Annotated in this window: 12 protein-coding genes; all 12 read left to right on the top strand. The window is 50.7% G+C overall.

Annotated features, from left to right (window positions below; genetic code table 11):
• Positions 1–284 precede the first annotated feature (284 nt).
• Positions 285–647 (top strand): hypothetical protein, encoded by a 363-nt coding sequence (locus EKM94_RS02275; protein ID WP_125596832.1) that lies wholly within the window; start codon positions 285–287, stop codon positions 645–647.
• A 204-nt stretch (positions 648–851) separates the two neighbouring features.
• Positions 852–3149 (top strand): DNA helicase PcrA, encoded by a 2298-nt coding sequence (gene pcrA, locus EKM94_RS02270; RefSeq protein WP_125596829.1) that lies wholly within the window; start codon positions 852–854, stop codon positions 3147–3149.
• A 156-nt stretch (positions 3150–3305) separates the two neighbouring features.
• The gene (gene ligA / locus EKM94_RS02265) at positions 3306–5339 is read left to right on the top strand and encodes an NAD-dependent DNA ligase LigA (protein ID WP_125596984.1); all 2034 of its coding nucleotides are present in this window, start codon (positions 3306–3308) and stop codon (positions 5337–5339) included.
• Positions 5336–6496, top strand: coding sequence for a CamS family sex pheromone protein (locus EKM94_RS02260; protein ID WP_125596826.1), 1161 nt, complete (start codon positions 5336–5338; stop codon positions 6494–6496). Before ligA ends, EKM94_RS02260 begins: the two co-directional genes overlap by 4 nt.
• 66 nt (positions 6497–6562) lie before the next feature.
• A complete protein-coding gene (gene gatC, locus EKM94_RS02255) occupies positions 6563–6868 on the top strand; it encodes an Asp-tRNA(Asn)/Glu-tRNA(Gln) amidotransferase subunit GatC (protein WP_125596823.1) in 306 nt (101 codons plus the stop codon).
• Entirely contained in the window at positions 6865–8346 is a 1482-nt protein-coding gene (gatA, locus tag EKM94_RS02250) for an Asp-tRNA(Asn)/Glu-tRNA(Gln) amidotransferase subunit GatA (protein ID WP_125596820.1), read from the top strand. The genes gatC and gatA overlap by 4 nt, the downstream gene beginning before the upstream one ends.
• Positions 8346–9776: an Asp-tRNA(Asn)/Glu-tRNA(Gln) amidotransferase subunit GatB gene (gene gatB, locus EKM94_RS02245; RefSeq protein ID WP_125596817.1), complete on the top strand. Its 1431-nt coding sequence runs from the start codon at positions 8346–8348 to the stop codon at positions 9774–9776. Before gatA ends, gatB begins: the two co-directional genes overlap by 1 nt.
• 19 nt (positions 9777–9795) lie before the next feature.
• Positions 9796–10797 carry a diacylglycerol kinase gene (locus EKM94_RS02240; RefSeq protein ID WP_125596814.1) on the top strand — a complete coding sequence of 334 codons (1002 nt, stop codon included), beginning with the start codon at positions 9796–9798 and terminating at the stop codon, positions 10795–10797.
• A gap of 86 nt (positions 10798–10883) precedes the next feature.
• Complete coding sequence (locus tag EKM94_RS02235; protein ID WP_125596811.1) at positions 10884–11357, top strand: hypothetical protein; 474 nt, start codon at positions 10884–10886, stop codon at positions 11355–11357.
• Positions 11358–11710: 353 nt separating this feature from the next.
• Positions 11711–13081 (top strand): 23S rRNA (uracil(1939)-C(5))-methyltransferase RlmD, encoded by a 1371-nt coding sequence (rlmD, locus tag EKM94_RS02230; RefSeq protein WP_125596808.1) that lies wholly within the window; start codon positions 11711–11713, stop codon positions 13079–13081.
• A gap of 172 nt (positions 13082–13253) precedes the next feature.
• Entirely contained in the window at positions 13254–14273 is a 1020-nt protein-coding gene (locus EKM94_RS02225; RefSeq protein WP_125596805.1) for a hypothetical protein, read from the top strand.
• Positions 14254–14448 (top strand): hypothetical protein, encoded by a 195-nt coding sequence (locus EKM94_RS02220; RefSeq protein WP_125596802.1) that lies wholly within the window; start codon positions 14254–14256, stop codon positions 14446–14448. Before EKM94_RS02225 ends, EKM94_RS02220 begins: the two co-directional genes overlap by 20 nt.
• Positions 14449–14456 lie beyond the last annotated feature (8 nt).

Here is a 14456-nt window from a genome sequence, read left to right as displayed (position 1 = left end):
GGCGGCTTGTCTCAAAATCAGGCCTTATTCTAAGCGATAAATCGCTAAGAATAATCTCACCGCTGAGCCACACGTCCTGAGGCGGTTGCTAGGCAGCATTGAGCCTATCTGCAAATGAAGCGAAGGATTTGACGAAGAGGTTTTGCAAGCGAGAGGTCAAAACAATTACCAATTTTGGAGTGGTACAGCAATGCCAACGGATTTGGATTAGGAGATCGGGACACATTGTGTGAGCTGAACATCATTATCGCACTTGAACGGATTCTGGTTGAAAACCGACCGATTTGGCAGATTCATCAAGAATCTGGTCTGTTCATCAGACAGACTGCACTGGTGTCACCAATTTAAAGCTGGTACCCACTAACCACGGCCATCAATTGCGGGGATCCCCATCAATTGGCGATAGCTTGCCAAATGGCGTGAGTGCTCAAACGGGCGTGAGTGCTCAAACGGCTGCTATAACGTTGAGCGGCTGGAGCGGAGAAATTCGGGGTGAGATCGCCGTGAAATTGTCCTTGGCGGCTCTGCCGCTTAGGACAAGGCCTGATTTTGAGACAAGCCGCGCACTTTGCGGATTGGCTCAAAACAGCGCCCACAGCGAGCTAACCCCGAATTTCGCAGCGCAAGCTGCGGCCAACCTACTTTAGTTTTTCAGCTAGTTCACCCATTCAAAAACAGAAAAACTCGTAACCACAAGCTCTTGGTTGCGAGTTTTCTATTTTCCTCGCCAGCGCGAATAAAAAGGCGCCGAAAGCAAAGCCTCATGGAATTTTAATATTTTCGCCCCGTTTTTTTGTTATAATGGTAGTCTGGATGCTATATACAAAACAGGTTTCGGGAAGGACGGCAACATGGTCGTAAGTAAATTATTGGCAGGTTTGAACGATAAACAAGCAGAGGCGGTCAAAGCAACTGAGGGCCCTCTGCTGATCATGGCAGGCGCGGGCTCGGGCAAAACTCGCGTGTTGACCCATCGAATCGCCTACTTGATTCAAGAAAAAGGCGTGTTGCCTTGGCAGATTTTGGCCATTACCTTTACTAATAAGGCCGCGCGGGAAATGCGGGAACGGGTGGAACGTTTGCTGGGCGCTGACGCCAATGAAGTCATGGTGGCGACTTTCCACGCTTTGTGTTTGCGGATCTTGCGGCGGGAAGCGAAGAAAATTGATTACAGCAGTTCATTTTCGATCGCTGATCCGGCGGAACAATTAACCTTGGTCAAGCGTATTTTGAAGCAATTGAATCTGGATCCCAAGCGGTATGATCCAAAAGCGATTTTAGGCGCGATCAGTCAGGCCAAGAACGAATTGGCGACGCCGGCAATATTTGCGGCTACGGCTGGTCAGGGTTTTGATCAGATCGTCAGCCAGGTTTACACAATCTATCAGCGAGAAATGAAGCGAAATCAGTCCTTTGACTTCGACGATTTGATCATGGAAACGATTTTGTTGTTCCAACGGGATGCTGAAACTTTAGGGTATTACCAACGGCGCTATCGCTATATCCATGTGGATGAATATCAGGATACCAATGAGGCTCAATATCAGCTGGTGCGGTTGCTAGGAGCTGGCTACCACAATGTTTGCGTGGTCGGTGACGCTGATCAGAGTATTTACGGCTGGCGGGGCGCGAATATGGATAATATCATGAATTTCGAGAAGGATTATCCGGACGCCCAGAGCATTCTCTTGGAGCAAAACTACCGCTCAACCAAGAATATTCTGGAAGCGGCCAATGCGGTGATCCAACACAACAATTATCGTAAGCCGAAAGAATTATGGACGGATAATCCAACGGGCGATAAGCTGGTGTATTACCGCGCGCAAAGTGAAACCGATGAGGCTAACTTTGTCGTTAGTCAAATTCGGACCGGCATCGCTACGGACCACCGGAACTACGGTGATTTTGCGATTCTTTATCGGACCAACGCCCAATCCCGGGTGCTGGAAGAAGTCCTACTGCGGGCCAATATGCCGTATAAATTAGTGGGTGCGCATAAGTTTTACGATCGTAAGGAAATCAAGGATATCTTGGCGTATTTACGGCTGGTGGCCAATCCGGCCGATTCGTTGAGCTTCAATCGGGTGGTCAACGAACCGAAGCGTGGGTTAGGCGCGGGGACCGTTGGTAAGTTACAGGAATTCGCCGACGAACATGACTGGTCGCTCTTAGAGGCGGCGCATAATGTTGATTTGGCGAATTTGCCAGCGCGGGCGCGGACGAGTCTGCTGGACTTTGCCCAATTGATCTATGATCTGCGCGACCAACGCTTGAATCTATCAATGACCGACTTGACCAAACAATTATTGGAGAAAAGCGGCTATCAAACCAATCTTGAGGCGCAAAAAACCGTCGAAGCCGAGACGCGCTTGGAAAACTTGGCTGAGTTTCTCACGGTGACGCAACAATTTGATGATAGTTATGAGCCAGAAACGGACGACAGCGAGCCTTTGACCGATTTTATCGCGGGCTTGGCGCTGACTTCGGATCAAGATGATCTGGAAGAGGACATTAAGCAAGTCACGTTGATGACCTTGCATGCGGCTAAAGGGTTGGAGTTCCCGGTGGTCTTCCTGGTCGGCCTGGAAGAAGGGATTTTCCCCCTGTCCCGGGCCTTATTGGATGATGATGCGTTGGAAGAGGAGCGCCGCTTGGCCTATGTGGGGATTACTCGGGCGCAACAACAGTTATTCTTGACCAACGCCTACGCGCGGATGCTTTATGGACGCACGCAAAGCAATCCGCCGTCTCGCTTTTTGAACGAGATCGATTCGGAGGTTTTAGTGGAAGAGAATCACGCCACCGCCAATGTGGGCAGTCCTTTTCCCTTTGACCAAGGTCGGGGTGGTCGTTATAACGGCGCTACAGGTGGCGGTAACGCCAGCCAGCGCCGCGAGCAAAATCGTCAGGCTCGAGCCCTAGCGCCGAGTTATCAAGCGACGAAGCAGGCCAAGACAGCTTCTGGTTCGGTTGGCGCCGAACAAGTGGGCTGGCAAGTCGGTGATAAAGCGGAACACCGAAAATGGGGCGTCGGTACAGTGGTCCAAGTCAGTGGCACCGGTGATGACGTTGAACTGGCGATTGCCTTTCCAGAGATCGGCATCAAGAATTTGATGGCGGTGTTCGCGCCGATCACCAAGGTAGATTGAGCACCGTTCATAACGGTGCTGTAACGCTGGCCGCTGGACGCCGATAGTTGAACGGTCAGATTTTCGAGTTAACTTACGTTTTCGTGATCATCAGGTTTTACGGTGGGTGGTTCCATCGGTTATGATATTTCTAAAGGTGTTAAGGAGGATGCAATCATGCCCTTACCAAAAGCAATTTCGGCCTATTCATTAGCAGAGGCGACCGCGACCAGTACCCAATTGCGGCAGCAGTTGCGGCAGTATGCCCAAGCTTATTACACCCAAGACGCGCCTCTGGTTGAAGATGCGGTCTATGACGATCTTTATCGTCAATTGCAACAGTTAGAGTCCGCTTTTCCTACCTTGGTCACGGCTGATTCGCCGACACAACAGGTTGGTGGCGCGGTGCTGGCTGGCTTCAACAAGGTGACTCATCAAGCGCCGATGCTGTCCATGGGCGATGTCTTTTCATTCGAAGAGTTGGCCCAGTTTGATAGTCGCATGACCAAGGCGATCGCTCAGGCCACCGAATACAATGTGGAATTGAAAATCGATGGGTTGGCGATTTCTTTGCGTTACGAAGCCGGCCGCTTGGTGCTCGGCTCGACTCGCGGCGATGGGACCATCGGTGAGGACGTGACCGCTAATTTGCGGACGATCAAGTCGATCCCCCAACAATTGAGTCAACCGTTGGACTTGGAAGTCAGAGGTGAGTGCTATATGCCGAAGACGTCTTTTGAAGCCTTGAACGCCGAACGTGATCGGAATGGTGAGGCGGTTTTCGCCAATCCACGGAATGCGGCGGCTGGCAGTTTACGCCAATTGGATACCAAAACCACCGCCAAGCGGCAATTGGATACGTTCATCTATACGATCGTTGACGCCCAGCGATACGGGATCAGCACCCAGGCAGACGCTTTGAAACAACTGCGGCAGTGGGGCTTTCACGTTAATCCCGAGTCGCTGGTCGCCCGGGAATTACCGCAGATCCATGATTATATTGACCGTTACCAGGGGCAGCGGGATGATTTGCCCTATGGCATTGACGGCGTCGTTTTGAAGATAAATCAATTGGCACTCCAAACGGAATTAGGCAATACGGTGAAGGTTCCTCGTTGGGAAATCGCTTATAAGTTTCCGCCGGAAGAAGCACAAACAATTTTGCGCGCGATCGAATGGACCGTGGGCCGAACGGGCGTGGTTACGCCGACCGCGGTCATGGATCCGGTGACCTTGGCGGGAACGACGGTGGCGCGGGCGACGTTACATAACGTCGATATGCTCCGCGAAAAGGACGTGCGCATCGGCGATACGGTGCTGATCCACAAGGCGGGTGACATTATCCCAGAGGTTTCCCAAGTGGTCTTGAGTAAGCGACCTGCCGACGCGGCGCCATATCAAGTACCGACCACGTGTCCTTCTTGCGGGTCCAAATTGATTCATTTGGCAGACGAAGTGGCTCTGCGTTGCGTCAATCCAATGTGTCCCGCCCAGGTCAAGGAAGGCCTGACTCATTTCGCCTCGCGCAATGCCATGGATATTTCTGGCTTGGGTCCGAAAGTGATCGCCCAATTGTACGATCGTCACTTGATCAAAGATGTGGCGGATCTGTACAAATTGACCGCGACGGAATTGGCCCAGCTAGATAAATTCAAGGAAAAATCGATCAACAATTTGTTGGCGGCGATCCAACGCTCGAAACAAAATTCGGCGGATAAACTTTTGTTCGGGCTGGGCATCCGCAATGTAGGCGCCAAGGCGGCGACCTTGTTGCTGGCTCATTTCGGCTCGATTCCGCGCTTAATGGCCGCCGACGCTGATCAAATCGTGGCGATCAAGTCGATCGGCCAAACGATCGCCGACAGTTTGACTGCCTATTTCGCCAACGCCCAGGTTCAGGAATTGATCGAAGAATTGACTGCGGCCAACGTTAATTTGACTTTCTTAGGCCCAACAACGGCGGCGACAGCGAACTTTTTCAAAGATAAAAAGGTTGTCTTGACCGGCAAATTAGTTCACTATACTCGTAGTGAACTGACCGCGAAACTGACGGCGCTTGGCGCGGAAGTGACCGGTTCGGTTTCGAAGAAAACGGACTACTTGATTGCTGGGGCCGACGCGGGCAGTAAATTGGCGAAGGCGCAGCAATTGGCCGTCGCGATTTTGACGGAAGCGGAAGCGCAGCAACATTTGGACGAGGTGAAAGAATGAAGTTTTCGGTAAAACGATGGTTCCAAGGCGCCGTTGGTCTGGCAAGTTTGCTGGCGCTGGCGGCCTGCGGAAATTTACAAAACGCAGATCTGAGTGGGACGGAAACCACGGCCAGTAGCAATAAATCGGCCTCCTATCAAATTACAGGGAGTACGGATGGGACGCAATATAGCGCGCTGTTGGCCAATGGCAAGTATAAGGTCAGCACATCCCGCGGCTTGACCGTTGATCAGAATTCCAACACGTTCAACACATCCAGTTTTGAGGCCGGTTTGACCACCATCAGTAAAAGCAATTTTTCGCCGGAGAAGTATGCCTTTCAAGAAGGTCAACATATTTCGCGCACGACGGCCAATAGTTGGCTGAAGCGGGAGTCCGCTAATAATGAGGCTGGGCTCAACCCGAAAGACAATGGGTCCACCGACCCGGACAAGCGGGCGCCGATCTATCTGCAAGAGATCCTGGAGCAAGACTATTTGCAACGAACTAACAATTCCTATCAGACGGCGGGCGTGGCCATTGGGTTGGGACTTAACGAGATCGATTATTACCAGAAGGTCCAATACGGCGCCACGTTCAAAACGACGATCAGCCAGGCCGAGCGGGAGAAGCAAGGCAAGGCTATGGCGGTCAAGATTTTGGCGCGTTTGCGGAAGAAGAAAGAGTTGGCCGATGTGACGATTGTTTTCGGCTTGTATAAACAAGCGGCGAATGATAGTTTAGTTGGTGGTACTTATTTCGCCACCGCAGTCAGTAAGTCAGGCACGACGATTTCCGAATGGAAGACCCTGAATCAAGAGAATGGGGTTTTGCCCGTGGTCAATAATCAGAAAGCGGTCAATGACGGCGATGCTGATTCCTTTGGTAATTTCAAAACGAAGATCCAAGCCTTCTTCCCGAATTTGAGCGGCGTCACCGCCCAAACGCACTATGAGAATGGGACCTTACAGGGGATGAAGATCAAGATCAGCACCCAATTCTTCGGGGTCAACGAGATCCAGAGTTTCACCCAATACGTGGATACCGCGGCCAAGCGTTACTTGCCGGCCAATATCCCGATCGAGATCACGATCTCTTCGGTGGAGGGCATGCAGTCCTTCCTCAGCCGAGAAAGTGGCGATAAAGATTTCTACACCCATGTTTTTAGCAGCTATTAGTTTGTAAGTTGGGCGTTAAATGATAGAATTAGTTTTGACTGATAAACGAATGGAGGACGTTTAGCAATGATATCAAAAGATCAAGTTGCTCACGTGGCAAAACTTGCACGGTTATCTTTCAGCGAGGCGGAATTGGAACAATTTACGCACCAGCTGGATCAGATCATCGCGATGGAAAATGAATTGGCAGAAGTGCCAACAGATGGGGTAACGCCAACAACTCAGGTCAGCGACGAGCGCAATGTCTTTCGGGCAGACGTGCCGGTGACTGGCGGACCGACGCGAGACCAATTGTTACAAAACGTACCAGAAAGTAAAGATGGGCTGATCAAAGTGCCAACGATCATTGATAAGGGGGAAGCTGACGCATGAGTAATTCCGATTATTTGAACTACGACCTGCAAACGTTGCATCAGCTTTTGGTCGACAAGAAAGTTACCGCCGTCGCGTTGACCGAAGCGGCGCTGGCGAAAATCAACGCGGAGCAACCAGCGTTGAACGCCTTCATTACCATTAACCAGAAGAAGGCTTTGGCGCGGGCAGCCGAGCTGGACGCTGAAGGGATCGATCCTGACGACTTGTTGGCGGGGATCCCGATCGCTTACAAAGACAATATCGTCACCAACGGCATCCGCACAACGGCGGCGAGCCATATTTTGGATAACTTCAATCCGGTTTATGACGCCACCGTGGTTGAGAAACTAGACGCCGCGGGCACAATCAATCTGGGGAAAACCAACATGGATGAATTCGCCATGGGTTCTTCCACCGAAACGTCTCATTTCGGCGTGACCCATAACCCTTGGGATCTCGAACGGGTTCCTGGAGGCTCTTCGGGTGGTTCCGCCGCTGCTGTCGCCGCCGGTGAGGTTTTCGCGGCCTTAGGTAGTGATACTGGGGGCTCGATTCGCCAGCCAGCTGCTTACAATGGTATTTTCGGGATCAAACCAACTTACGGGCGCGTTTCCCGTTGGGGCTTGATCGCCTTTGGTTCCAGCTTCGACCAGATCGGCGTCTTTACCCGCCGGGCGCAAGACGCTGCGGTGCTGTTAGGCGCGATCAGTGGTCACGACGCGAAAGACAGCACCAGTTCCGAACAAGCGGTGCCTGATTTCACCGCGGCGATCGGCCAAGGTATCAAGGGCTTGAAAATCGCTGTTCCCGATGAATTCTTTGGCGAAGGGATCGCCGAAGATGTTAAGGCCCAAGTTGAAAAAGGGTTACAACAATTAGCCGACCAAGGCGCGATCATTGATCACGTCCAATTACCGCACACGAAATACGCGGTGCCGGCTTATTATGTGTTGGCTTCCAGTGAAGCGTCCTCTAACTTGCAGCGTTTCGACGGGATCCGTTATGGCTTCCGCGCCGCTGACGTGAAGAACTTGGATGATGTTTACGTTCGCAGTCGTTCGGAAGGCTTTGGGCCTGAAGTTAAACGACGGATCATGCTGGGCACCTTTGCCTTGTCTTCCGGCTATTACGATGCCTACTTCAACAAAGCTGCGGCGGTCCGGACCTTGATCAAACAAGACTTTGAAAAGATCCTGGCGACCCACGACCTGATCATTGGGCCGACCGCGCCAGATACCGCCTTTAAGATCGGGGTTAATGATGATGATCCGATCACGCTGTATATGAAAGATATTTTGACCATTTCCGCCAACATGGCTGGGGTCCCTGCCGCGTCGGTCCCTGCCGGCTTCAATGCTGAGGGCTTGCCAGTGGGCATGCAGATGATCGCCAAACGCTTCGACGAAAGCACGATTTTCCGGGCGGCCGCCGCGTTTGAAGAACTCAATCATTACAATTTGGAAACGCCGACTTTTAAAAATGGAGGTAACGCCTAATGAATTTCGAAACAACGATTGGGCTGGAAGTCCATGTGGAGTTGAAAACCAAGACTAAAATGTTTAGTCCCTCGCCGGTGGCTTATGGTGCGGAACCGAACATGAACACCAATGTGATCGACTTCGGTTTTCCTGGGGTTTTGCCAACAGTCAACCGTGAAGCTTATCGCTTAGGCATCATGGTAGCCTTGGCTTTGAACGCGGAAGTGGCGACCGAGACGCACTTTGACCGGAAGAACTATTTCTATCCAGATAATCCGAAAGCTTATCAGATCACTCAGTTCGAACAACCGCTGGCTCGCAATGGCTGGATCGAGATCGAAGTCGGCGGCAAGAAGAAAAAGATCGGGATCGAAGAAATGCACGTGGAAGAAGATGCCGGCAAGAACACCCACGGCGACGCGGGTTATTCCTACGTCGATCTGAATCGACAGGGCACACCGTTGATCGAGATCGTCTCCAAACCAGATATCGCTTCGCCGGAAGAAGCCTACGCGTATCTGGAGAAGTTACGGCAAACGATCCAATTCACCGGCGCGTCTGATGTTAAGATGGAAGAAGGCTCGATGCGGGTCGACACCAACATTTCGATTCGACCGATCGGCGCTGACAAGCTAGGCACCAAGACCGAATTGAAGAACTTGAACTCCTTCAATTACGTTCGCCAAGGTTTGGACTACGAAGAAAAACGGCAAGCGGAAGTGCTGCTGTCTGGCGGTCAAATTCGCCAAGAGACACGGCGCTTTGATGAAACTTCCGGTGAAACGATTTTGATGCGGGTCAAGGAAGGCTCCGATGATTATCGCTACTTCCCCGAACCAGATATTCCGCCATTCGATATCAGTCCGGAATGGATCGAAGAAATCGGCGCCAAGATCCCGGAAATGCCAGACAAGCGGCGGGCCCGTTACGTCGGCGAATTGGGGATCCCCGAATATGACGCTAACTTGTTGACGGACACCAAGGAAATGTCAGACTTCTTTGAAGCGACCTTAGCCGCTGGCGCCGATCCTAAACTGGCGTCGAACTGGTTGATGGGTGAAGTCAATGCCTTCATGAACGCGCATAAATTGGAGTTGCAACAGACCAAGTTGACACCGGCTAATTTAGCGACCATGATCAAGTTGATCCAAGATGGCACGATCTCCTCGAAAATCGCCAAGAAAGTTTTCCAAGAGACGATCCAAAAGGGTACCGAACCAGAAGCCTGGGTCAAAGAAAAAGGTCTCGTTCAAGAGTCTGATCCAACTGTTCTGACCCCGCTCATCACCGCGATTCTCGACGACAACGAACAATCGATCGTTGACTTCCACAACGGGAAAGATCGGGCAGTCGGCTTCTTGGTCGGTCAGATCATGAAGCAGACCCATGGCAAGGCCAATCCTAAGGTCGTCAACACGATCCTCATGGCTGAGTTGAACAAAAGATAGTAGAAAGTAGGGTTGCGTAATGCGAATGCGTGCGCGCTTGATTTATAACCCCACGTCGGGGCATGAAACCATGCCCCGCAATGTTGGGGAAATCCTTAATGTTCTCGAACGCGCTGGGTACGAAGCTAGCGCATTTCAAACCACGCCAGAACCAATGTCCGCGGCTAAAGAAGCGCGGCGTTGCGCTCGCGATGGCTTTGATCTGGTGTTAGCGGCAGGTGGCGATGGCACGATCAACGAAGTGGTCAACGGCATCGCGCCGTTGAAACATCGCCCCAAGATGGGCATCATTCCCGCTGGTACCACCAATGACTACGCGCGGGCTTTGCGGATCCCGAGGGAAGACCCGGTGGAAGCCGCGAAAGTCATTTTGAAGAAACAAACCATCAAAATGGACATCGGCAAAGCCAACGACAATTATTTCATGAATATTGCCGGTGGTGGTTTCATGACGGAATTGACCTATGATGTGCCTTCCGAATTCAAATCGGTCCTCGGCTATTTGGCCTACGTGCTGAAGGGCGCGGAAATGTTGCCGCGGATCCGGCCGATCGACATGCACATTGAGTACGACGATGGCATTTACGAAGGACCAGCCTCGATGTTCTTGCTGGGACTGACCAATTCCGTCGGCGGCATGGAATCGATCGCCCCAGACGCTTCCTTGGATGACGGGAATTTTGCGATGATCTTGGTCAAAACCGGCAATCCCGCGGAAATCATTAAGTTGATGACCATGGTCCTCAACGGCGGGCGTCACATCAACAACCCCAATATCATTTACACCAAGACTCGCAAAGTCGTCGCTAAAACCGTCCACGGCGATGAAATGAAAATCAATCTGGATGGCGAATTCGGCGGCTTGGCGCCGATGACCTTTATTAACCTGCGCCAGCATATCGAAATGTTCGCCAATGTGGATGAAATCCCCAAGACGGCGCTGTCGCCAGCAACAGTGGAACAATTTGCTGATCAGCAAAAGAATGCGGCTGACGGTGATGATACCGCAACAACGAAGTAAACAGGCAAGCTTATTGGTCGTCAGTTAGGATTCGGCGCACCGATAAGCTTTTTGTTGCCTTGCGCCGTGCTTGATTGCGGGTTTTGGTGGGTGTTGCGCGTGAGCGCAACCGGCTGGGACTGCTGTTGCGGACTGGAACGTGGTGGGCATCGTTTGAAGCCAATCCGCAAAGTGCGCGGCTTGTCTTCAAATCGAGCCTTGTCCTAAGCGGCAAAGCCGCCAAGGACAATTTCACCACTGAGCCGCGCAGTCCCAGCCGGTTGCTAGGCAGAATTGCGGTTACCTGCAATCAAGGCGAAGGATTGGACGAAGTGCTTTTGCAAGTGCGGTGGTCAAAACAATCGTCCATTTTTGGGGTGGTACGGCAATGCCAACGGATTTTGGAAGTCTGGATTCAGTTCTTGAATCCTCGCTTGATTGCAGGTTTGCTGGGTTTGGATGGTGACGCAACCGCCTCAGGACGGTTGTCGTGGCTGGAAACGTGCTCACCGACCCAGCTCCCTGCGCTTAGCTACGCAATTGTTCCGGAAGCAAAGTACGGCTTCCAAAACAATTGCTAGGCTAATGCTCAGGAGCTGACCGGTTCGGTTCACACTCTGGCGTTGGTGGTTCGTTTGCTCGCTTGGCGGAAGGTCGGGCTGGGGGTGAGTCAGCCGCGATATTATTGTTGGCGATTTATCGCCTACAATAAGGCCGAGTTTTGAGATTTTCGGTGGGCTTCCGAAAAGCTCAAAATCGTGCCCGCAGCGTTCCACCACCCCCAGCCCGACCTGGAGCCCTTCCACATCTGCCCACCACCAACGCCACGCGCAGCGCAAGCCGCGGCCAACCTACTTTTAACCGAACCAGCAATCATTCAGAAAATCCCTAGAAGTGATCAGACATCACTTTTTCAAGAAAAATGAGGTAAAACATGGCAAAAATTCAAGCACCAGTTCGCAAGAACGAAAAAGGTTCCGGCACCGTAACTGATTTGACCTACGAAGCAATGGGCGTAATCAAGGTCGACGATTATCCCCTGTTCATCGCCAACGTTCTCCCTGGCGAAGAAATTGATTATCTGGTCACCAAAGTCAACGCTCATTATGGCTTCGCTCGCGTGTTAGCGGTCAAGAAAGCAAGTCCAGACCGGGTCGAAGGGGTTGAACGCGTTTATTTGCAGGCAGGCATTGCTCCCTTGGCGCAGCTGTCCTACCCAGCCCAATTGAAATTCAAACAACAGCAAGTCATCAACTTGTTGGCCAAAGTGAAATTGCCGTTGACCGTGGCGCCAACGATCGGCGCGGATCAACAAACAGGTTATCGCAATAAGGCGCAAGTGCCGGTGCGAACGATCAAGGGTGTTTTGGAAACGGGGATCTACCGCCAGAAATCCCATGATTTGTTGCCCTTGAGCAACTTCTTGATCCAGGCGCCGCAAATCGATGCCACCATCAAAGCAGTTCGTGATTTGTTACGAGAGTTTGGCGTGCCCGCCTATAACGAGCAGTACCACAGCGGCGTGATCCGCCACATTATGGTTCGGCGGGGGCAGGCGACGGGACAACAAATGGTGGTGTTGGTCAGCAAGCAACGCCATTTGCCCCATGAAATCGAATTGATCGAAGCCATCGCGGCCTTGCCAGAAGTCGTCAGCATCATCATCAATTACAATCCGAAAACCACCAATGTTATTTTGGGCGCGCAAGAACGTTTGGTCCACGGCCAACCTTATATCGAGGACGAACTTTTAGGCCATAAGTTCCACATTTCGGCGCAATCCTTCTACCAAGTCAATCACGATCAGACTGAGAAACTTTACCAAACCGCGATCGACGCCGCCGACCTGCAGCCTGACGATGTGGTCGTTGACGCCTATTCGGGCATTGGCACCATTGGCATCTCCGTGGCGGAAAAGGTCAAAACCGTCAAAGAAATCGAAGTCGTTCCCGAGGCGGTGGCGGACGCCAAAGCCAACGCCCAACTCAATGGCTTGACTAATTTGGAATTCACCGTGGGCAAAGCCGAAGAAGTGATGCCAACCTGGGCCGAACAGCAAGTCAAAATGGACGTCCTGTTCGTCGATCCACCGCGCAAAGGCCTTTCCCCGGAATTTGTCGCGGCGGTGCTCCAAGTCAAGCCGGCCAAGATCGTCTATATTTCCTGCAACCCCGCCACTTTGGTCCGCGATCTGCGCCTGCTGGTCGATGGCGGCTACGAGGCCAAAACCGTCCAGCCAGTCGATATGTTTCCGCTGACTAACCATGTGGAGAGCGTGGTCGCGTTGACGAGGGTTGAGAAGTGAGTGTGAAAAAAGATAGTAAATAAAGGCTTTTTGTGGTTTGAGATCTGGTTTTATGCTGGAAGGATAATCGTGCCTCAGTGTAGAATAATCATGTTGGAAAAACTGGAAAAAGTTCCAACCATATATTGATGATGACTTTTATCGCGAGGTTTAGAACTAAGGAGATACGGATATGGATAAAACTATTTATATATCGCCAGATGATATAGAGGTTTTAGATAAGTCAGAATATAAATATGATATAAACGAGTATTTTTCCAACTTGACAGAGGTTGCTAACCCATTGGTTAAAGGGGCTAAAGAGGCATTTACAAAAATTGAAAAAATGTTATACTCAGCACCTGCTTTTATTAATATGGTAAAAGCAAGTGTTCCAGAATTGACATTTCAAGTAATTCTTACTGATGAGCAAAAAGCTGCACTCGCCAGCGGTACATTGAAACTTATGACCAAAAAAGATGGTTCTTTGATGGCAAATCTTATTAATCCAAAGACGAATAAAATCGTGTCAACGTTATCTCTTAAAGATGTAGACCTATCGCCCGATTTAACACAAGCAGTAACTAGCTATGCAACACAAATGCAGATGGCGCAAATTGCAGAGCAAATTCAATTCGTACAGCTTGCGGTAGAGGAAGTTCGTCAAGGACAAGAGAACGATAGACTTGCCACTGCATATAGCTGTCAACAGAAACTGTTGCAGGCAATGGCAATTAAAAATCCTGAGCTAAAAGCAATGGCTTTGCTACAAATAGTGTCCAATGCGGAGGATAGCCGAAATTTATTAATGCAAAGCCAAAGTGATAACTTGATGTTTATAAAGAAACAACCCGAGTCGTTTTTTGGAAAAATACTCAGTGGTGCCAAACCCGATCAGGTCAATCAACGAATGAGCGAAATCCGAGAAAGTTTGAATGCTGTAAATATGGTGTCTTTATCTGAAGCTATAGCGTATCAAGAGTTGGGGGAAAATGCTGCGGCAAGGAAAAGCTTACAATACTATGCTGAATATATTCGAAATTCTTATTTGAACCGAACCGGCTTTGTGGAACGACTTGACTTGATTGATTCTTCGCCAGAAAACTATTGGACAAAAACAATTCCTGACATAGCGAAAAAAATACTAGCATTGCCTTGTGAGGAGAATTGGGAAAAATTGGAGGAAAAGTACGATGAAAAGTCAATTCTGTAAAAAGTGTCAAAGGCCACTTCCAGAAGGCTACAAACATCGCTATTGTGAATCTTGCAGAAATCAGCAGGCAGAAAATCTCAAGAAAACCGGGAAAGGGTTGCTTGCTCTAGCGGGGAGCGTTGCAAGTCTTGCAGTAGTCGTCGTTACAAAAGGAAAAATAAATCCAAAAAGCTAATAAGAGAG

This window comes from Lapidilactobacillus achengensis (assembly GCF_003946655.1).
GTDB lineage: Bacteria > Bacillota > Bacilli > Lactobacillales > Lactobacillaceae > Lapidilactobacillus > Lapidilactobacillus achengensis.
Note: the sequence above shows the minus strand (reverse complement) of the source record. Positions and strands in the feature narration are given on the sequence as shown.

Bases quoted from the DNA above. Each gene is read 5' to 3' on its own strand.
- pcrA (WP_125596829.1), top strand. From the start codon at position 852: ATGGTCGTAAGTAAATTATTGGCAGGTTTGAACGATAAACAAGCAGAG.
- EKM94_RS02260 (WP_125596826.1), top strand. From the start codon at position 5,336: ATGAAGTTTTCGGTAAAACGATGGTTCCAAGGCGCCGTTGGTCTGGCA.
- EKM94_RS02225 (WP_125596805.1), top strand. From the start codon at position 13,254: ATGGATAAAACTATTTATATATCGCCAGATGATATAGAGGTTTTAGAT.
- gatA (WP_125596820.1), top strand. From the start codon at position 6,865: ATGAGTAATTCCGATTATTTGAACTACGACCTGCAAACGTTGCATCAG.
- gatC (WP_125596823.1), top strand. From the start codon at position 6,563: ATGATATCAAAAGATCAAGTTGCTCACGTGGCAAAACTTGCACGGTTA.
- gatB (WP_125596817.1), top strand. From the start codon at position 8,346: ATGAATTTCGAAACAACGATTGGGCTGGAAGTCCATGTGGAGTTGAAA.
- EKM94_RS02220 (WP_125596802.1), top strand. From the start codon at position 14,254: ATGAAAAGTCAATTCTGTAAAAAGTGTCAAAGGCCACTTCCAGAAGGC.
- rlmD (WP_125596808.1), top strand. From the start codon at position 11,711: ATGGCAAAAATTCAAGCACCAGTTCGCAAGAACGAAAAAGGTTCCGGC.
- EKM94_RS02240 (WP_125596814.1), top strand. From the start codon at position 9,796: ATGCGAATGCGTGCGCGCTTGATTTATAACCCCACGTCGGGGCATGAA.
- ligA (WP_125596984.1), top strand. From the start codon at position 3,306: ATGCCCTTACCAAAAGCAATTTCGGCCTATTCATTAGCAGAGGCGACC.